Raw genomic sequence first — 20,382 nt, forward strand, 5'->3', positions numbered from 1 at the left:
AAATAAATTAATTCCTAGCTGTATCGTAGATAAAAAACCTCATTAACTAATTATTAACAATCGCTCTGTTGGATTGATAATTTGTTATAATTTAATTATAACATAGCATAAAAACAGCCATGATTATCATAATTACATTTTCTATAAAAGTAGCCTCAGTCATAGGTAGTTTTAATGCTGTGCCTAGACAAGCACATTGAATCGCTTTTTTATCCAGTAAAGTTCTAGTAACACCTATCGTGGTTATTCCCAAAACAACTAACGTAAAGATGAGTGCCATATCCACCTGAAAACGCATTAAAAACATCAATCCTAGCGCTGTTTCAATAAACGGATAAATCCATCCATAAACTGGTAAAACCTTTGCAAGCGGATCATACATTCTAAACGATTCAGGAAAACCTTTCAAATCCAACATCTTAAAAAAGCTGAAAACGATATAAAACATTCCCATAAAATCCAGCATGGCGCCATCCCAGTTTTCTCTCTGGTAATTAAGAAGAATGGTAGCGATTGAAATGTAACCTAATATTAAAAATAAAGGTTTGAGTTGTTCAAGCTTAGATCTTGTAGGTTCCGCTTCCGCGAAAGCTTGCCTACCGGTAGGTATGGAAGTACTTTCAAAAACATTACGTTCTTGTTGAACTGTGATGGTATATTTCTCAGGCAAGGCTTTCTGAAAAGTCTCTAAAGAAATATGTGAGTTCATGGTGATTACGGCTTTTTCGTTTTCTAAAGTAACCACTGCTTCATCAACTCCATCTACGGCATTTAATCTATTCTCAACATCTGTGCGGCAACCGTTACAGGTCATTCCCGTGATGTTATATGTATGTTTCATGTTTTAGTTTTCTAAACGTTTAATCATTGATTTCATCTCAGCAATTTCTCTTTCTTGAGCTTCAATGATGTCATTTGCCAGCTTTTTTACCTCAGGATCTTTTAAGTCTGCATTTGAACTGGTAAGAATAGCACTTGAATGATGAGGTATCATTGCCTTCATCCATTGTACATCACTTATACCAGTTTGTTCTCTTTCCATAAAAAAGACACTTACTAGTAATAAACTAGAGATTGTCAGAATGATATAATTCAGTATTTTGTTTTTATACATCTTCCACATAAACAGCATCATTGAAATTGCCATAGGTGCAATCATCAATAATGTCATGTAAGTGCGCATGGTACTAAGCATCACATGGTCAGTAGTAGCTACATTTAAAAACATCACTACATACATAATCACAAATGATGTTAACATCATTATTCCAAATTTTAAATAAGGTTTTGAATTCATAACTAAAAATTTATAATTAAATACTAGGTAAATAAAGATTCAATTCTTTGCCTTTCAATTCATCCACGTGGCCTGCAATAGGATGTTCCATTTCTGTCTTAAAATGCATGTGTAGAAAAGTAGTATGATGGGTGAAAATAGCTTTATGCTTTTCAGAATAGAAACCTATAATTTCTACCTCTTCATTTTCAAAAGTCCCATGTGAACCAGATTCTTTATGCTTTTTATGTGAATGAACCATATCACCATCTTTCCAATTGATTACATGCCAACTCAAAAGAGATGGCTTGCCTTTAATTAAAAAAGGAAATGGCTTTTCTACATCGATACCATTTGCAAAAGCAGCAGTTTTAATTTGTTTTTCTAGCTGTGAGTTTACTGTGAACTCATCTAATAGAATCGGTTCTGTCCATTCAGCAACTTGAGCATAAACTAATAATGAAGCATTGTGGTCATAATCAGCTTCAATAGCTACGCTATTAGCCGCGCCAGCTTTACTCACATAAGAGTTGCTATCAAAAATCTGTACTTCTCCTTTAAGATTTTCTAGCGCTCCAAGTGCATAAAGATGAGGTAAGGTTTGCAAAGAATCTAGAGACGCAGTCGCCTCTAGATTTCCAGACATCAAATTCATTAATGCTCCACGATGTTGTACTTTTCCGTTAAGTTCGTTATCATCATTACAGTTGGTCAAGCTGGTCGCGAGTACCAGTAGCAATAGGAATTTAAACTTTTTCATCGATGATGTCTTTGAGCGTATATTTCACTAATTCACCTTTACGGTAGTTAGTAATATAGAGCACTCCATCTTGAGCATAAACATCAGTAGGTTTATCGATTCCAGTTTCAAGAATTTGCTTGAGGTTGTATTCTAAATCAAAAACTAAGATTCTACCATTTTCAAAATCGGTTAAGAAAATTTCATTTTCATTTACAAAAACACCTGTAGCTGCATTAATCTTTTGATCAGCACCTATGAAAGCGATTCCTTTCCCAGTTTTATCAAAAACTTGACCTCTATGATTATAAGCGTCGGCCACAAAAATCTTATCTTCTGTGATTTGTACATCAGTAGGATAGTAGAGTTGTCCTAGTTCTTTACCTTCAGTTCCTATGCTTATCCAGTCCGTACCGTTATAGAACAGTACACGATTAGGATAAAAATCTGCGATGGCGATTTCATTTTCATAAACACTTATTGCCGCTGGCGCATCTAGAGAGTCTTTTAAAACGAGATAATCTAATTTATTATCACGCATTACAGCAATAGAGTCACGACCATATTCCGGTACAAAAAGCGCACGTTCTTTAAGCATGGAAGTCGTCACCTTATCAGTAATTTGAAAATCTGCCTCACCAAAATCGATGTGCATAGGTCGTTCAAAACCTTCCATCTCAAACATCATCCTTCCATTATCATCTACTTTAACCACACGATTGTGATCGCCGTCACTTAAGAAAATGTCATTACCATCCATGGCAATCCCTATAGGGTTGATATCATCAAGCGAGATTGTTTTTTCATACTGCCAGTCTTGTGGTACGGCAGCTTTTTCAGTACAAGAAATCATCGCAGCCGCAGCTGCGATGATGTATATAAATTGCTTCATCTTAGTTAGCTCTTTCATATTTACAACATGCGTGTAAGTTATCATAAGCTTTATCAGTAGCCACAGTTCCTTTGGTATCATGACCTACTGCAGCTGCAGCTTTTTCTATAGCAGCTTCACTCGTTTGCTTTGAGTCATAACTCACGCTTAGCATCTTTGTATCTGCATCCCAAGTCGCGCTTGCAACACCAGCTAGTGCCGTTGTAGCTTTTTCAATACGTGCTTTACACATACCGCACATACCGTTCACAAAAACTTTTGCTGAGGTCACATCGCCCATAGCTACGTCGTCTGTCTTCTCGTTTGTTTCAATAGTTCCATTTGCGCGAGTGATTTTTGCATCGTTAGGAGTATAGCCTGCTTTTACTACTTGAGCAACCACTTTTTCCATAGATAATGGTTTAGAAGCTGGATAGCTAAAAGAGAAGTCACCAGTTTCTATATCGATAGCGACATCTTTGATTCCTTTAAATTCTTTGAATTTTTTCTCAAGTCCGTAGGCACAGAATGGACAACCTAGTCCGTCCACTTGTACTTCATATTGATCTCTATCTTTATTGGTTTGTGCATCTGCTTGCGTAAAAGCTAGTAAACCAATCATTATGCTTAAAATTACAGTTATTTTTTTCATCTTGTTTTGTTTTATTGTTTTGGATATTTCATTTCAATATTGATACCAAAACGTTTTTAATATTTAGTCTGCTTCGACAAGCTAAGCAAGACATTTAGGTTATTCATTTAAAAGGTGTATCGAGTTCCTACAAACACGGAATAATTCAGTGCTCGACCAGCATCTATTTCCTGAACTAATGGCAACTGTACGGCAAGATCATAAGTGATATTTTTTCCTGCGTACTGAATTCCTTGAGAATATAATAGTTGATACCAGTCACGTTCATGCAACCAGACACTGTTATATTCAAAATATAAATTCAGCTGCTTGTTAGGATACTGAGGTTTCAATAATGGAAGCCCAAAACCTAATTTAGTCCTGAATTCATCTAGTGTACCGTCTGGCATCCAGTTATATCCTATCTCTGTAGAGATACCGTATTTAAGAGTTTCTAGTCCAGCAACTATGCCATAGTAACCAGCATATTTACCGGTGGAAATATCCATAACATCGATTTCTTTACCTGTAGGTAAAGTTTGCAGCGTTTTGGCAACCATACGAAAGGTTTTACCAGTTCCGTCATTGCGATAGAATTGATATTTCCCCATGATTTTCATGTCGGCCAGGCCGCTACCATCTATATCGTTAAAATTATAACTCGTATAAGGAATGTGAAGCGCAACAAGAGAATTTTTAGTAGGCAAGTAATGTAACATTACCGGCGCATAAACTATAGTTCCGCGTTCTGTGTTTCTTATTTCAGTAAGCGTTTTCATGGTGAAACTTCCGCCACCTAACATGATAGGTTTGTCAGCTGTGATGGGTGGTCCTTGTGAATACGCTTTCGCGAAAGCGAAAACCATCAACATAACCATTATAATATGTTTCATAGTGTATATATAAATTGTGGTGCGCATGTATAGCGCAAAAATAAATTGAAGTACACAATGATTGTGCACGTGATACTCGCGCAAGAAAGATGCGCTCAAGATTCACGAGCTAGAGAAGGAAAGACTGGTGCAGTACAGGTATGTCCCGTGTGACCAGCGGTGGCGAGTAGGCAATAAAAGGTTGATCTACATAACTGCCGCCAGTAATTGTGTAGATGTAAGAATGTGTGAATAATTCTATAAACTGTTGGTGCTCGAGGTCAAAGTTGTCCCAAGTTAACTTTAAATCTTCTTGACCTTTAACCAGTTCTACCACATCATTACAACAGCTTTTTTCAAGCGATATCGCACAAGAGTCTGTTGAATCAGTAGTTTCCATACCACAACCGTGTGATGGTACCATGACAGATATGTCTTTTAAAAATGGACCGCAAAAATGTTTATGCACACTAAATGATAGGGTAGAGCATAAGACGACTACCGCTAGTATGGTTAAACTTATATTTTTGAGAACTTTTAAAAGCATAATTCAAAGATACAAAAGTTGTTCCTAAAAAGGTGTTAAGGTATTGCTCGGTAATTAAAGGTGGTTTTAAATATTAGTTCTAATTCTTTTAGTACAGCGCTGATTTCTAGTATTTAAGAATATAGAATCAGAAAAACACCGATGAGGATTCCTGCAAGTGGCACGAGTTTTTTACGCTTGTTCTTTTCTTTAAAGATAAATCCGCCTATAAGTACAGCTATTATAAGCTGACTACGCTTAATGGCAGATAGTAGCATGATTAACGCCTCAGGATCTTGAAGTGCTTTAAAGTAAAAATAGTCTGCGGTTTGTAAAAGAATCCCAACTGCTGGAATGGTCCATCTAAACTTGAAATCTTTACGTTTTTGAGCATAAGGAAACCAAGTAAATGATAGGATGACTAGTAAGATCAAAATGGTGTAGAAACAAAACCAGAACTGCAACGTCTGCGGATTCAACGATAAATTTTGAATCAAAAACTTATCGTAGAGTCCGCTGGAAGCTCCTAAAAACGTGGCGCCTATAATGGCAAATATCCATTTATTACTCTTAAAAATAATACCTTCTTTTTTACCAATGCGTGAGTAGAGAATCACAGAAAGTATGATTAAAAAGAAACCGATCCATTGATAAGAGTTAGGCGCTTCTTTATAAATAACCATGGCGCCTATTAAGGTAAAGAATGGTCCTGCAGACCTAATAGGTGTGACAATAGTAAGCGGTAAATGTTTAAGTGCTTGATAGGCAAGAATCCAAGACGCAGCCATAATCATGGACTTTATCAATATGTATCCATGAGTTGATAATGGAATGGATTCTATGAAAAAGCCTATTTCTTTAGTTTCTTGAGGATAGAATATAGATCCAATAAAAAACGGTAGAATTAAAAGAAATCCAGCGATGAGCGTGCCTAAAAGAACTGGGAATACTTCATTTCCCTGAACTGCATGCTTTTTACATAAGTTATGTAATCCTAAAAATAAAGCGGCCAAAAGACCCAAATACATCCACATGGCGCGAAGATAGTTTTTTGGAGAATCTAGGCGAGTGGATATGTCAAACTTCTGTTCTTATCTATTTCAAATCAGATTACGTTATTATTTAATATTAAGTTAATAAAATGTGTTAATCTTATTACTTGGAGCCTTTTTTTAATAGTTTTTTAATAGTCCAACGTTAAATAGTATTAAAGTCTCAATCTGTATGAAATATCCTTGTTACCTTTAAAATAAAAATGAAACGATTTTTCAAAATCTTAACCGTAGCTCAAGTTGTGTTTCAAGCTTATAACTATTACATGGAACATAAACGTAATAAAGAAGTAAAAGAAATGAAAGCACAATTAGAGCAAAATTTAAATTAAACAACAACTTAAATCAAAAAAAACTATGGAAACTACAAGAGAAGAGGCACAGAGAAAGTCATATGATGCAACAGTAGATGCATTAAATGCATTATTAGAGAAAAATTATGACGCAGAGAAAGGCTATAAAAATGCGTTAACTGATGTTGATAATAGTAGATTAAAGACTTATTTCAAGAACCAAGCTGCAAATCGCAGTCAGTACGCAACTGAATTAGATGCTTCATTAAGAAAGCTCAATGCCGAGCCAGTTGAAAAAGGTAGCGCAACTGCTGCAGCACACAGAACTTGGATGGATTTCAAAACAGCTTTTACGGGCAAGAATGAAGAAGCAATTCTAGAAGAATGCATAAGAGGTGATGAAGCTGCTGTTAAGGAATATCAGGAAGTGCTTGAAAACCAAGATTACTTGCATGAATTCAAGGATGTAGTTAGATTTCAATTAAATGGAATTCAAAGCACACTTGATACCATTAAGAAGTTAGAAGATATAGTAGACTAAACTATAAATCAGTACTACTCCATAAGCCAGTATTTTAAAATGCTGGCTTTTTCTATGTTTTAAATGTTCGCACATACAATCAATCTGCAGACATAAAATCTTCCACATACTGACTTGCCCATCGGGTAATTTTATTACTGAAACATTCAAGTATAGCATCTACTCCATAAACAGATCCTTTTGCATTTCTACCTAATACTGATATATTTAAAGCCGAGCCAGCGTCAGTAAGTACACGGCCGTAATCATCTGTGAGTATTCCTAGTTCTTTGTGAAATTGCTGTAAATAATTAGTATTAAACATTTCTTCTACGAGATCATCTTTAATAGTTTTAAGATCTGGACTTGCGAGAACTCCATTAACCATCGCTTCAACCTTTACATTTTTAGTTCCATTATGAAGTTCCCAACCGGTTAAAGTTTCCCTAATCTTAGGATCGATGGTGAAATCTAGATTTAAAATTTGAGCCTCGGCAAGAGCGATTAATTGAAGCACTCGGTTTACTGGTGGACCATAAGAATACCTTTTAGTAAACTCATCTACTTTGATAAATTCACTTTGCAATTCTTGACTTAACGGTGAGCTCGTTAATAATTCATAAAGAGTAGGCTGTAACTTTCTCCATATTTGTCCTATAGAATAATCAAGTGAGTAATCACTTTTCCCATAAGCCATTAAGCAAAATGTTTTCATGTACTCTACTGGCTCTAAATCACTTTTTACTATTAAGGAATGGCTAGGATTGTTGCCTAATAACCATTGTGTTATAAGTTGAATTAGTGTGTCTTGAGATTCTGTTTGATTAAGTTTTAAGTAAATAGAACTTATGATTTCAACAATGGGCTCAATTAAATCCTCAATCAAGAGATGATCTGGATTTTTAAAAAGTAACTCAAACTTGTTCTGTAATTTTAAAATACTTTCTTCGCTGACTTCAAAATGTTGGTCAACTATTTCTCCTACAGGTTTAGGAATAACCGGTAATCCATCTAGTGAAAAAGGAACTAACTCAAGTTTTACATTGCTTTCATAATCAAAGCTGTAAAAAATATCTTTTGTTTTTTTTATAAAAATTCCATTTAATTTTTTAGCACATAAATGAACCACATCTATCATGCTCAATCCCATTCCTTTAATTGCAACTGTAGAAATATTATCATAAGTATCATAAACCGCAGTAGCATAAGGATCATGAATATATGTTGCTTTTGCGACTTCTTGTGCATGTTTTATAAAACCTTGATCTTGATTAGAAATGTTCTGTGGTAAATGACCATTAGTAAGTAAAACACTTAATGCAGTAACATCTTCATTGTTTTGGTTTTCAAATGAGATAATAGATGTGCTACCTTCTAACTTAAAACCTGTCGCTCTGCCAGTTATAAGAGTTAAAAATCCTGCATGAATAAGCACATCTATAATGGAGTGAGCGCGCTCATTGAGATATTTACCCATTACATTTCTATTAAAATAAGTGTCTTTCTCAAAAGAAATGGAGTGATTATATTTTTCTCTGGTCCATTCTATAAATGAAGGAAATTGCGGTATCACATGATTTTCTAAATGTATAGCATCTCGACCAGGTAATGATTCTAGTGCTCGGTCTGAAATGTTAATGGTGTTCTCATCTGGTTGTTTAAGACTCCAGGCACTACCACATCCTAATTCTGATTGTGATTCTATGATTAATATAGATGGGCTTTTATGATCTCGCTTTCGCGAAAGCGAGTCAAATACAGATTCCAATGCAAATAATCCTCTAGGACCTAATCCTATTATGGCGAGTTGATACATAGTCTTAAAATAAGTATACAATATAAAGTTAGTTACTGAAGTGCGCTATTTTTAGAGAGTAATTCACAAATAATTGGCATGTTGAGAATTTGTTTAATGAAAATTAAGGATTGTGTTATTTTTACTAAACGTGATAATAAAACGTTTCACTCTTAATATTTGCCATGGGAACAGAGTTACATACCATTTGTTATTTTAGTGATGCTCAACCATCCACAACTGATACTGATATTGAATCGCTGTTTACGAAGACGAATCAATTCAATAACGATCATAATATCTATGGTATTTTATTACATATAGCTGGCAAGTTTTTGCAAATTCTTGAAGGAGAGAAAGAAGTTGTTCAGGAGCTCTATACTAGAATTAAAGAAGATTCAAGGCATAATAATATTTACGAAGTCTTTAATAAAAAAGCTGATTACTTAGTTTTCGGTAATTATGATAGTAAGTTTAGTGTGGTGAAATCCGGCCTAGATTTAATGAATATTAAAGCATATTTAGATTCAAATAGACTCGACAGTACTTCAGAAAAGATAAGTCGATTATTAGCTCCGTTTGTTATTTTTGATGAGGTATAAAAGTTTAAGTTAAAAGCGTTTCTTAATATTAGATTATATTCAATCTTTCTAAAAGTTGAAATTTATAATCATGAAAAATAATAATGGTCTTTTTTTATTACTTATTGCTGCCGTATCTGCCTTAGGCGGACTTCTCTTTGGGTACGATACCGGTGTTATCAATGGCGCTCAATTTTACTTAACAAAATTCTTTGATTTAAGCGATGCTTTAAAAGGTTGGGTTGTAGGTAGTGCACTGCTAGGATGTCTTGCAGGAGCGATAATTGCCGGACCGCTAAGTATTAAAATAGGTAGGAAATGGTCTTTGATTATTTCTGCTTTATTATTTACGCTCTCAGCTTATGGATCTGGATTGCCAGAACTGTTTCCTCAGACTGTGAGTATGTTGGTTTTCTTTAGAATCTTAGGTGGATTAGGAATAGGTATAGCGTCCATGAATGCACCTATGTATATTGCTGAGATTGCTCCATCTAACATAAGAGGTCGTATGGTGACTTATTATCAACTCGCTATAGTGATTGGTTTTTTTGTGGTTTTTCTTGCAACTTATTTTATAGGGAATAGTCTTACTGAAGCTGAGAATATCCAAATAGGATGGAGAAAAATGTTCTGGTCTGAGTTGATTCCTAGTGGTCTGTTTTTAGTTTTATTATTCTTTGTTCCTAAAAGTCCTCGATGGCTGGCTCTTAAAGGAAATGATCCAGAGGCTCTACAAGTACTGACTAAAATCAACGGTGCAGAAAGCGCCTCAACAGAATTAGCTCAAATAAAAATCTCACTTGAGAAGGATCAAAATTCAGGTGTCAAGTTGAGTTATTTTTCTAAAGCCATTTTCGGAATTATTATAATAGGAACTGCACTTTCAATGCTGCAGCAATTCACTGGAATAAATGCAGTGCTATATTATGGAGCCGATATTTTTGAGAAAGCCTTAGGCTTCGGTAAAGAGGATATTCTTGCACAGCAAATTTTGCTAGCATTTGTAAATCTGGTATTTACTTTTGTGGCAATGTTTACGGTGGATAAATTTGGTCGTAAACCGCTATTATATATAGGTTCGGTAGGAATGATTGTAGGGTTCTTGCTTTTAGGAGTTTCTCTTCAACAGGAAAGTGTAGGTATGATATCGTTAATAGGAGTATTGATATTTATCGCCTCTTTTGCTTTATCAATGGGTCCGGTAGTTTGGGTACTACTTTCTGAAATGTTTCCTAATAAGATAAGAAGTGTAGCTATGTCAGTAGCCGTAGCGGCACAATGGGCAGCAAATTATGTGGTATCTCAATCTTTTCCTGTAGTGATGGGAAGTGAGACTAATAATTCTCAACCATGGAACGGATCTTTACCTTACTTTATATTTATTCTCTTTATACTTATTATCGTTTATGTGACCTATAAGTTTATTCCTGAGACTAAAGGTAAGACCTTAGAGGAAATTGAGAAATTTTGGGACTAGTAATAGGTTAAATAGGATAGACGTCACACGCAATAATAAGTCCAGCAGTCTTATATGCTTTATGTCTTACAAGCGGTTTCTATCGCTTTTCAGCCCATATTCCGTTCATGATTCCGTTTGCCTTCTGACTGTATGATCCAGCTTTATCGGTATCTCCTGTGATGTTATACAATTGCGCCAGTTTATACAATGAAGGAATGTGGTTGCTATCAATTTCAATACATTTGTGGTATGCTGCTAGAGCGCCGTCATAATCTTTTTTAAAGAATAATTCGTTTGCCACATCGTAATGACTTTTTAAAGTCCTTACCTCATCAATTGATTTAAATTGCATATGGTCGTTTTAAAGGTGATCTATAATTAGCAAAAGTCTGTTATTCTTTATTAAAGAATTAAGAGTGAAAAATTATGAATACAAATATACGTTTAGTTCGTAAAATTGCGAACTAAAATAAACTTTAGTATGTTAAAATTTGATTGTCATGACGTTACATTAAATAAGGCCGTTTATTTCTCGCTTTCGCGGAAGCGTTTTAACCTTTCTAAAGTGCGTTGAACCAACTGTTTTTTCTCAACAATATAGTCTTGATAAATATGACCAAAAGTCTCCTCATTAATGAATTTTTCAGGATGATATTTCTGATTGAAATCATTAATCTTACTGGCTGCAGCCATTTCTCTATCTAAATCTTCTTGATACAATGAAAGTTGTTGTAGCTGTGAGCTTTTAGATAGTTTAAAATAGCGTTTACGGTCTCCTGGCTTAGTATAGAAAGTAATATAACCTAGTTGAGTGAGTACATTTATATTTACAGAAGTTGAACTTTTACTAGCACTGGTAAATTCTTTTATTTCCTCAAAAGTAAGGCCGTCATAAGAAGATAATACAATTAAAGCATATACACGAGCTGCAAGAGGTGATAGATTCAAGCAGTCCTCAAATCTTACTCCTATTTCTTCAGTAAGTATTTTTATTTCTGTATCATGGCTCATGATGCACTTGTAATTTAAGTGAGCGCAAATTTACGTTTAGTTCGCTTAGTATCGAACTATAAAAAGTTAAAGATGTCATTGAGTAGCCCAATTGCGATTGAACGGTCTGTAATTATAATACCTCATTAGAGTTTTAAAGAACGTCAGGTATTGTTTTTACGCTTTCGCGAAAGCGGAATACTTACAATCAATCTCGCACTCAATTAAACTTCATCAATTGCCTTGCGCTTGCTGCAGTCGAGCAATTTCAGCTCTTATTAATGCATTATTATTTTCTATTTGATCAATTTGTGCTTGTTGTTCTTGAATTGCTTTAGTAAGGACTGGAATAAGTGCTGTGTAGCGCACGCCCAAGTAGTTAGCTTGTTTTCTTACTAATAGGTCTTGTGCGTCTTCACCTTCTAATTCCCAGTATTCACTCTCCACAGTCTCTGGTATAACAGTTTGTAGTTGCTGTGCACTGAATCCTAGATGTGTTTCTTTCTTATTATCAGGTATAGTGAAATTCCCGATTTTTTCATTTTTCCACTGATAGCTGATGGGTTGTAGCTCTAATACTTCATTTAACCCATAAGGAATATTTGTAATTTGTTCTTTAAGGTTGCGATCGCTTGAACTTATACCATTTAAGGAATATATATCGCGCCATCTATTTGAAGAGAGTCCCAGGTTTTGTGAGTTATCATTTAACGGACTGAAATCATCACTGATTATTAGTGTTGAAATACCATCTTCAATAAATTCTACTGATCCAAACGACATTTTTGATCCGGAGGTATTACCATTCCATACGTGTAATGTGTGCAGAGGAACTGGTAGTGTACTGCTGTTGACACCTATAACCACTTTACCGGTTCTAGAAATAGGATCTGTCTCTAGATTTCCGTTCTCAAAGATCCAGTCTTGGTCATTATTAGGAGTAGGCGGAATGGCCCATGACGCATTTCCTGTAGCATCACTAATTAAAATCTTACCGTTTGCTTGTGTTCCATCTTCTAGAGTCAGAACTGGTGATGGTGGCGACTGAGCATTAATAGCGTCTATAAACACAGTATTACCATTTCCTCCATTATTAGTAGGTCGTATTTGTTCCCATCTAAAGGTGTGAACTCCTGCGGTTATGTTTTCGGTAAGAGTGTTCCAACCAGATGTGGTAGGGCTCGTAAATACCGCCGTAGGATTAGTTGACGGGTCTATGTAAAAATTAAAACTAGAGTTTGTCGCAATTTGAACGTAGTAGTCAAAAGTGAGTGTTCCATCTACTGAAAAATTAATAGTTGTTTCAAAAAACGAAACTTCATTACCACCAGCTTTAATTGCCGCGGCAGTTCGATCATTGAGTCCGGTAGAACTATTCTGCAATGTTGAGTATTTAGGGTTTTTGTCTGAGGCAGAATAGTCATACACAGCATTATCTAAATTTGTATCGTTGCTACCGCTTTCAAAATCCTCATAAAAATATTCACTCGCAGTAGTGTTTGCACCTACAACATGTAAATAAGTGTCTGGATTGTTTGTACCTATTCCTACATAACCAGTTTGTCTTTTAACTCTTATGGCGTTTTGATTGCTTGTTACAATACGTAAATCTTTATTATCAGTGGTTCCTACTTTATCAACAGTTGGATTTGTGCCACTATTTCCTACTATAGACCAGTTATTACTTGATAAACTAATCCAAGCGGTACCATCATAGTAATAAAATCCAGTTGGAGTATCTGTTTGATAAACTAATAATCCAGTTGCAGGCGTTCCTATATTTAATCGATCTGTAGAAACCATGCGTGGAACTAGTAAACCTTTATCAGTGCTAGTGATATCTAATGCTGCTTCAGGAAGCATAGTATTTATTCCTACCTGAGCGATGGTTAATCCACTAAAGAAAAATATGATAATAGTATAAATGAATTTCATAGGGAGAAATCTAAAATTGTGAAATTATGTCCTGTTGTTCCTGCAAGGTTAGTTTAATACTTGTATCATGCTCTTTTATAGCTTGGACTATGATTGGTAAAAGCTGCGCATATCGCACACCTAATGTTGGTGAGTTTTCTAACAAGTATTGATGAGGTGTTACGGGTTTCCAGTATTGAGAAACTACTACTTCTGGAACTTCTTGAGCAAGTTCTTGAGCTATAAACCCTAAGTGCGTGGTTCGGTCTGCAGCTGGAATTATTGTATTACCTACAGTCGTTTTCCTGAGTTGATAAGATACTGGTCGTAGCTTCATGAGTTTTTGCACACCATAAGTAAATCGATTTAAATTGTTCTTTAAACGCATGTCTGAAGTAGAGACACTGTAGTTTTGACTGAAAATGGCACGCCAGTAATTAGAACTGCTACCAAAATTCCAAGTATTAGTAACCAGTGGCGCAACGTGGTGGCTCATAAAAAACTCAGATGGATCATCGATACAGTATTCATTGGTCCCAAGACCAACGTCTGTGCCTTGGTTATGATAGTTTCCTACCCAGTTGGTGTCGTAATTAATGACATCTAATTGTGCCGCACTTCCATTAAAAATTCTATTGCCACCTGGATTATGTAGGTTTCCGACCGTGACTAAACCAGAATGATAAACGTCATCATTTGCGGTATTTCCAGTACCATAAAATATCCAGTCATTATCACCACCAGAATTGTTTCCTAAAGTAACCCAAGAGGCAAGCCCATCAGCATCACTTACAAGATATTTACCAGCCGCTTCATTACCATCTTGAATACGAAGTAGTGGTGATGTTCCACTTAAATGTAACACTGTGGCAGGTGTGTTTGTTCCTATACCTACTTTTTGATCTGTAGTTACTCTTATTCTTTCATTACTATTAGTACTTATTACCAGCTCATTGTTGTTGCGTGTTCCTATTTTATCTGAAGAGGTAGTGGTACCAGTGTTTCCAGATGTTTGCCAGCCACCAACAGCGTCTAGTAAAATCCAATTGCTGCCATCATAATAATAAAATCCTACTGGTACTGTCGTTTGGTAAATTAATTTACCAGTTTGAAGATTTGTGATATTATTTTTATCAGTTTCAGACATACGCGGTATAAGCAATCCTTTATCATTACTTGATAAATCTAAGGCAGCGCTTATTTCTGGTGTATCAGTGCCTATTCCTATTTGAGCCTCTATGCTTAAAAACATTAAAGAGACTAATACTAAAATATATTTATTAATTTCCATTAGTAAGGTTTCTGTAGGTTTGTATGAGGCGCGCTGATTCAGTCTGTAGTTGGTCTAAACGTTCTTGTTGATCCTGCTTTGATTTAACTAACAAGGCTATTAGTTCATTATAGCGTATTCCTAGGTGAGAAGAGTTCACCTTTACTGCTGTTTCCATGGCATTTTCATCATTTGTTACATAATCAAATGAATGAACAACTTCAGGTATAATTAAATTCAGATCTTGAGCGATAAAACCTAATTGTGGTGTTCGGTAATTATTTGGAATGTTTCGATCTAAATAGCGTTCGTTTTTCCAAACGTAAGATTTAGGTTGTAATAACATCAATTCATTAATACCGTAAGATAAATTTGTAATATTCGATTTAATATTACGATCAGAACCAGTAATCACGTTATTTAAACTGTAAGTTGTGTTCCATCTATGGTTGCTTCCTGCTCCAGAATTGTTCCCTGCAGATGTTGAGAGTGTAGCGTTTACATCAGGAATAGTATGTGCATTAAAAAAGGTAGTGTTAGTACCATCTTCAATGGTTTCTGTATCACCGATCCCTAAGGTAGTAGTTCCATCAACTCCAGTATCGATGTCAAGTTCATGAGTAGTAGTTCCAGAACGACCTATGACTACACCACCACGTCTGAAAATAGGATCAGTTTCATTACTGCCAGTATCAAATAACCAGTCTTGATCTGTTGTTGCACTTAATGTAGAAGGAGCATCTGACCATACGGCAGTACCATTTGCATCACTAGTAAGTACTTTACCATTTGCTTGAGCGCCATCTACAAGTTTAATCGCTGGTCCTGCACTTGTAATGTGTAAAGCGGTTTGAGGATTATTTTCATTAATACCTACGTTTCCAGTATCGCTTATTCTCATGCGCTCGTTGTTGTTAGTAGCAAACACGAGGTCTTCTTGATCTATAGTTCCTAGAAAGTTAGTATTACTATTTATGTTAGTATTTCCATTTATTTCCCATCCATCTATGACGAGAGCTATCCATGCCGCACCATTATAGTATTGAAATCCTGGAGATTGATCAGTCTGGAAAATTAATAAGCCAGTTGCAGGCGTAGCAATGGCATCTTTTTGAGTTTCAGTCATTCTAGGAATAAGAATACCATCTGTGCTAGAATCTATTTGCAATAATGCAGAAGATTCTACGTCACTAGTTCCTATTCCTACTTGTGCGCTAGTTGTAATTGCAATTAAAACTAGGCACAATAGAGGAATTATCTTTATCATGTCGGGCTGTTTTCTATGGTTTGTGCTTTATACACAAATCACTCTCTAAAAATATAGAAACTCCTATAGTTTTTAAGATGTATCCTGAGATTATGACAATAATTGTACTATTTATTAGAATTTTTAAACCATTAAGCGTAGTTCATACGCAGCATTTTTTTTAATAAAACTTCAGTTATATCTGAACCCTAAACTATCTAAGCTTTTTCCTACTTCTAAATAGTTGTTATCTGCCTTGATATATGCAATTCACTGTTTCAAACTGTAAGAAATATCTATAAGTCGATTAAGAAATCATTTATGATTTTATAGTTTCAAAGTGTAGTTTGAGAATCTCTTTGTGTGTAATGAGCGATTTTAACAGTTGGCTTTTTTCAGTTGACCGCATAAAAAAACCACTTACGATAGCAAGTGGTTTTTTGTGGAGTCGGAGAGAATCGAACTCTCGTCCAAACGAGCGATTTAACGGCCTTCTACATGTTTAGTTTCCATTTGATTTCAGTCGTTACACCGGTTAGAAACTACCAAAGCAACGCTTGTCTTCAATCGAGTTTCTCCTCATCATCAAAGCCCTAATGAGGATAGATTTACTTTTACGAAATCTCATAATCAGTCGCCGTAAATCAAGGCTCCTGAGAGATTTCCTGCTTGACTACCTAGTAGTCCGAGGCACTATCCTACTATAATTCGGATTATGCAGCTAGGGCGTAGTTATTCTCGCCGTTTAAAAAAGATGAAAAATGAGATTTAAGAGCTGTTTCCCAGCGCTCTACATGCTTACAGTTAACTCGGTCTCGCTGTCAAAACCAGTCGACCCCAAATTATTTCTTGAGTAACACTCAAAAATTCCCGAAATCCAAACTTTGAAAATCAGGACTACAAATATAACAATATGTCACAGACACTATTGTAAAAACTATGCCAAATCAATAAATAGAAAATCCCAACCGTTGAGGTTGGGATTAAATAAAAATAAGAGATGGATATCCTTATTCAACTATCAGTAAATTATCAGTTGCGGTAGGGTTCAACGGGCAAAAATAATAATAAGAACCAGCCGCAAGAGTCGTCGCCTGAGTAGATTGAGTCTTCCCAGTACTAACTGACTCTGTTACATAAGCGGTCTTGATGTGGTTTTCAGGATTTGAAATGTCCTTACCTACTGGTACCAGAACAAATCCTACATCGTGACCTACATCATTATTAAAAATTGAAAACTTATACGTTCCCGGATCTACCTTAATTTCTTTCTGTACAAATTCTCCTTTAACTTGTTCGAGTGTAATAGTTTTTACTTGAGTATGGTCCATTTGAGCCTGAGAAGTAAATGTAAATACTAGTGCAATGGTTAAAAATGCGATTACCTTTTTCATGATTTTATTTTTAAATTAATAATACTGTAAAGATGCTGCGCCGCACAGCTATTAAATTGATGGTTTTTTCCCTTCTACTATTCATTTCTTCCCTTCGGTATATTTTTAGCCTATTTCCTTATCTTGCTACTTTAAATAGCCACCATGAAGTTTGCCATAATAAGAGAAAGAAAGAATCCGCCAGATAGGAGAGTAGTGTTTACTCCAGAGCAGTTGGGTCGTTTGAATCACGCTTTCGCGAAAGCGGAGTTCACAGTAGAATCTTCTCCCATAAGAATTTTCAGTGATTCACAATATGCTGCTCATGGCATATCAGTACAACAAGACGTGAGTGATGCAGACGTGATGATAGGAGTAAAAGAAGTACCTAAAGAAGCTTTAATACCTCATAAAAAATACTTTTTCTTCTCACACACCATTAAGAAACAACCTTATAATAGAGACTTACTACGCACTATACTTGATAAGAAAATTGAGCTTTATGATCATGAAACCATAGTAAAGAAAAATGGAGCTCGACTTATAGGATTCGGTAGATATGCTGGAATAGTAGGAGCATACAATGGATTCCGTGCACTAGGATTAAGAGATGGATTGTTTGAGCTTCCTAAGGTGGAAAACCTTCCTGATTATAAAGCGCTCAAGGCTGAGTTGAAACGTATCAAATGCGATTTGCCACCTATCAATATAGTCATGACAGGAACTGGTAAAGTAGCTGGTGGAATTAAAGAAATCCTGGATATCTTACAAATACATTCTCTCAAACCCAAAGAATACTTACAACTAGGTCAGTTTAAAAATGTTCAAACCGTTTATACACAGCTTGATGTGGTAGATTATTATACTCGTAAAGATGGATATAAACCTACTAAAACAGAATGTTATAATAATCCTGAGTTGCTCAAAAGTGACTTTATGAAATATGCAAAGGTTACAGACATGCTCATTACAGGGCATTTCTATGGAAATGGAGCTCCTTATTTTTTCACTAGAGAAGATATGAAATCAGCAGATTTTAATATCAATCTCGTGGCAGACGTGAGTTGTGACATCGATGGACCTATCGCTTGTACCATCAGACCTAGCACTATTGCAGATCCTATTTATAGTTATGACGCTCAAGGCGAAAAAGAAGTTCCATTCAAGACTCCTGGTTCTATAACCGTCATGGCGGTAGATAATTTACCTTGTGAATTGCCTAAGGATGCGAGTGAAGGCTTTGGAGAGATGTTTGAAAAGCACGTTATTCCAGCATTTTTTAATGGAGATAAAAACGGTATCTTAGAACGCGCTCGTATGACTACTAGTGAGGGAAAACTCACAGAAAGATTTGCCTACTTACAAGATTTTGTAGATGGTGTCGATTAGTTGAACATTTATGATGATAAATTGAATAGTATATCCCTAATTTTATAGAATATTGATACATGAAAACAGCCCTTTTTAAGTTCAGAATATCACTATTAATAGTTTTTCTATTAACCAGTTTAATTACTACTGCACAATTTAATCCTACACTTTTAGGAAATGCAACTGCTCAAAACAATGATTGTTATAGAATCACTCAAAATCAAACAGGCCAGTCTGGAGCTATCTGGGCACCTGATCAGATTGATATGCTCAATGACTTTGTGGTTGAGTTTAGAATCTTTTTGGGTAATAACGACGCAAATGGTGCAGATGGACTCACTTTTGTTTTAAAGAATCGTATAGATCCAGTGATAGGTGGACTAGGTGGTGGAATGGGCTACCTTACCATACCTGATTCATTTGCAGTAGAATTTGATACCTGGCAAAATGCAAACATAGGCGATCCTACATTTGATCATATCGCAATGGTTTCTGGTGGGCAAAACGATCATAATACTCCACAAAATTTAGCCGGTCCAGTGCAAGCTAGTGCTACCTCTATAAATGTTGAGGATGGGAATCAACATGATGTACGTATCGAGTGGAATTCAACTACACAAACTATGAGTGTGTATTTTGATTGTAGTTTGAGATTAACTTATACCGGAGATTTAATCAATCAAGTATTTGCTGGAAGGAACTTAGTTTATTTTGGATTTACCGGTTCCACAGGTGGAGCCGCAAATAGACAGCGAGTTTGCTTTGATTACATCTCATTTACTGATTTGATAACTACTCTTGACGATACTTCTATTTGTTTAGGTGATACTGTAACTAGTCTTGATGCTAGTGTAAATGGTGCAACCGCTTATAGCTGGACACCTATAACCGGTGTTAGTGACCCGACCATTGCAAACCCTACCTTCACACCTGCAGTAACTACTACTTACACCGTAGATATTACTAATAATTGCGGAATAGTAAATCAAGAATCGGTAACCATTACCGTAGGTCCAGCACCTACCGCAAATCCAGTTGCAGATTTCAATGTATGTGATGACGCGAGTAATGATGGAATTATTACTTATGATTTATCTCAACTCGATGCAACGATTATAGGTGCTCAAGACCCTACGTTGTATGCCGTAAGTTATTATTCTTCACAGGCAGATGCCGATTCTAGAATGAATGCATTACCTACTAACTTTATGAATACTACAATTTGTGAACGTATTTATGCCCGTATTGAGTCTATTGCGAGTAATTCCTGTTACAATACGACCGATTTTGAAATATGTGTAAGTGTTCAACCAGTCGCAAATCCAGTAGCTGAATACCGTTTATGTGATGATCCATCAAACAATGGATCTGAAGTATTTGATTTAGCATCTCGAAATCCTGAAGTTCTAGGATCTCAAACCGCAGCAAACTTTACGATTGAATATTTTGTCTCTCAATCAGATGCTGATCTAGGATCAATAGGTGGAGCTACTCCAGTTGCCGCTAACTACAGTAGTGGTGGACAAACGATGTATGTACGTATAGAAAATGCAACTTCTCCAGATTGTTATGATACAACCACTTTTGATTTAGTTGTAGATGA

General features: G+C 35.7%; 21 protein-coding genes and 1 other RNA gene. 6 read left to right on the plus strand and 16 right to left on the minus strand.

Translation table 11 applies throughout. The features are described 5' to 3' along the window. Positions 1 to 91 precede the first annotated feature (91 nt). The 8 genes from ACSHWW_RS12015 to ACSHWW_RS12050 all read right to left on the minus strand — a co-directional run bounded on the left by ACSHWW_RS12015 (position 92) and on the right by ACSHWW_RS12050 (position 5,949). Entirely contained in the window at positions 92 to 841 is a 750-nt protein-coding gene (locus tag ACSHWW_RS12015) for a heavy-metal-associated domain-containing protein (RefSeq protein ID WP_435682704.1), read from the minus strand. A 3-nt stretch (positions 842 to 844) separates the two neighbouring features. Further along, positions 845 to 1,297: a DUF305 domain-containing protein gene (locus ACSHWW_RS12020; RefSeq protein ID WP_435682705.1), complete on the minus strand. Its 453-nt coding sequence runs from the start codon at positions 1,295 to 1,297 to the stop codon at positions 845 to 847. A gap of 16 nt (positions 1,298 to 1,313) precedes the next feature. Then, positions 1,314 to 2,036 carry an acetolactate decarboxylase gene (locus ACSHWW_RS12025; protein WP_435682706.1) on the minus strand — a complete coding sequence of 241 codons (723 nt, stop codon included), beginning with the start codon at positions 2,034 to 2,036 and terminating at the stop codon, positions 1,314 to 1,316. After that, positions 2,023 to 2,907 (minus strand): NHL repeat-containing protein, encoded by an 885-nt coding sequence (locus tag ACSHWW_RS12030; protein ID WP_435682707.1) that lies wholly within the window; start codon positions 2,905 to 2,907, stop codon positions 2,023 to 2,025. Before ACSHWW_RS12030 ends, ACSHWW_RS12025 begins: the two co-directional genes overlap by 14 nt. 1 nt (position 2,908) lies before the next feature. Then, entirely contained in the window at positions 2,909 to 3,538 is a 630-nt protein-coding gene (locus ACSHWW_RS12035) for a heavy-metal-associated domain-containing protein (RefSeq protein WP_435682708.1), read from the minus strand. 107 nt (positions 3,539 to 3,645) lie between these two features. Further along, positions 3,646 to 4,410, minus strand: a complete 765-nt coding sequence (locus ACSHWW_RS12040) for a hypothetical protein (protein WP_435682709.1) — start codon at positions 4,408 to 4,410, stop codon at positions 3,646 to 3,648. A gap of 109 nt (positions 4,411 to 4,519) precedes the next feature. Continuing rightward, positions 4,520 to 4,936 carry an HYC_CC_PP family protein gene (locus ACSHWW_RS12045; protein ID WP_435682710.1) on the minus strand — a complete coding sequence of 139 codons (417 nt, stop codon included), beginning with the start codon at positions 4,934 to 4,936 and terminating at the stop codon, positions 4,520 to 4,522. Positions 4,937 to 5,049: 113 nt separating this feature from the next. After that, entirely contained in the window at positions 5,050 to 5,949 is a 900-nt protein-coding gene (locus ACSHWW_RS12050) for an EamA family transporter (protein ID WP_435682711.1), read from the minus strand. A 221-nt stretch (positions 5,950 to 6,170) separates the two neighbouring features. Here ACSHWW_RS12050 and ACSHWW_RS12055 point away from each other — a divergent pair, with 221 nt between their 5' ends. Beyond that, a complete protein-coding gene (locus ACSHWW_RS12055) occupies positions 6,171 to 6,299 on the plus strand; it encodes a hypothetical protein (RefSeq protein WP_435682712.1) in 129 nt (42 codons plus the stop codon). A gap of 25 nt (positions 6,300 to 6,324) precedes the next feature. Then, positions 6,325 to 6,801 carry a ferritin-like domain-containing protein gene (locus tag ACSHWW_RS12060; protein WP_435682713.1) on the plus strand — a complete coding sequence of 159 codons (477 nt, stop codon included), beginning with the start codon at positions 6,325 to 6,327 and terminating at the stop codon, positions 6,799 to 6,801. A gap of 79 nt (positions 6,802 to 6,880) precedes the next feature. Here the strand turns inward: ACSHWW_RS12060 and ACSHWW_RS12065 are convergent, their stop codons facing one another. Further along, positions 6,881 to 8,596, minus strand: coding sequence for an FAD/NAD(P)-binding protein (locus ACSHWW_RS12065; protein WP_435682714.1), 1,716 nt, complete (start codon positions 8,594 to 8,596; stop codon positions 6,881 to 6,883). A gap of 164 nt (positions 8,597 to 8,760) precedes the next feature. Between ACSHWW_RS12065 and ACSHWW_RS12070 the strand changes: the two genes are divergently transcribed. Both ACSHWW_RS12070 and ACSHWW_RS12075 read left to right on the plus strand, forming a co-directional pair. After that, complete coding sequence (locus ACSHWW_RS12070) at positions 8,761 to 9,177, plus strand: BLUF domain-containing protein (RefSeq protein ID WP_435682715.1); 417 nt, start codon at positions 8,761 to 8,763, stop codon at positions 9,175 to 9,177. 70 nt (positions 9,178 to 9,247) lie between these two features. Next, positions 9,248 to 10,633, plus strand: a complete 1,386-nt coding sequence (locus tag ACSHWW_RS12075) for a sugar porter family MFS transporter (protein ID WP_435682716.1) — start codon at positions 9,248 to 9,250, stop codon at positions 10,631 to 10,633. A gap of 79 nt (positions 10,634 to 10,712) precedes the next feature. On the opposite strand, the gene ACSHWW_RS12080 is transcribed toward ACSHWW_RS12075, so the two are convergent. From ACSHWW_RS12080 to ACSHWW_RS12110, 7 genes are all read right to left on the minus strand, one after another. Next, on the minus strand, positions 10,713 to 10,967 hold the full coding sequence (locus ACSHWW_RS12080; protein ID WP_435682717.1) for a tetratricopeptide repeat protein: 255 nt from the start codon (positions 10,965 to 10,967) through the stop codon (positions 10,713 to 10,715). 173 nt (positions 10,968 to 11,140) lie between these two features. Then, positions 11,141 to 11,626: a GbsR/MarR family transcriptional regulator gene (locus ACSHWW_RS12085; RefSeq protein WP_435682718.1), complete on the minus strand. Its 486-nt coding sequence runs from the start codon at positions 11,624 to 11,626 to the stop codon at positions 11,141 to 11,143. Between the two features lie 213 nt (positions 11,627 to 11,839). Then, complete coding sequence (locus tag ACSHWW_RS12090; RefSeq protein WP_435682719.1) at positions 11,840 to 13,540, minus strand: tail fiber domain-containing protein; 1,701 nt, start codon at positions 13,538 to 13,540, stop codon at positions 11,840 to 11,842. Positions 13,541 to 13,550: 10 nt separating this feature from the next. Then, the gene (locus tag ACSHWW_RS12095; protein WP_435682720.1) at positions 13,551 to 14,810 is read right to left on the minus strand and encodes a tail fiber domain-containing protein; all 1,260 of its coding nucleotides are present in this window, start codon (positions 14,808 to 14,810) and stop codon (positions 13,551 to 13,553) included. Continuing rightward, a complete protein-coding gene (locus ACSHWW_RS12100; protein WP_435682721.1) occupies positions 14,800 to 16,056 on the minus strand; it encodes a tail fiber domain-containing protein in 1,257 nt (418 codons plus the stop codon). The genes ACSHWW_RS12095 and ACSHWW_RS12100 overlap by 11 nt, the downstream gene beginning before the upstream one ends. A gap of 419 nt (positions 16,057 to 16,475) precedes the next feature. Continuing rightward, positions 16,476 to 16,874, minus strand: a transfer-messenger RNA (tmRNA) gene (gene ssrA, locus ACSHWW_RS12105). Positions 16,875 to 17,045: 171 nt separating this feature from the next. Further along, positions 17,046 to 17,429: a cupredoxin domain-containing protein gene (locus ACSHWW_RS12110; RefSeq protein WP_435682722.1), complete on the minus strand. Its 384-nt coding sequence runs from the start codon at positions 17,427 to 17,429 to the stop codon at positions 17,046 to 17,048. A 144-nt stretch (positions 17,430 to 17,573) separates the two neighbouring features. On the opposite strand from ACSHWW_RS12110, the gene ACSHWW_RS12115 reads away from it, so the two are divergent. Further along, positions 17,574 to 18,797, plus strand: coding sequence for an NAD(P)-dependent oxidoreductase (locus ACSHWW_RS12115; protein WP_435682723.1), 1,224 nt, complete (start codon positions 17,574 to 17,576; stop codon positions 18,795 to 18,797). A gap of 59 nt (positions 18,798 to 18,856) precedes the next feature. Further along, on the plus strand, positions 18,857 to 20,382 hold a 1,526-nt coding region (locus ACSHWW_RS12120; protein ID WP_435682724.1), incomplete at its 3' end, for an L-type lectin-domain containing protein.

It is taken from the genome of Nonlabens sp. (assembly GCF_051251825.1).
GTDB lineage: Bacteria > Bacteroidota > Bacteroidia > Flavobacteriales > Flavobacteriaceae > Nonlabens.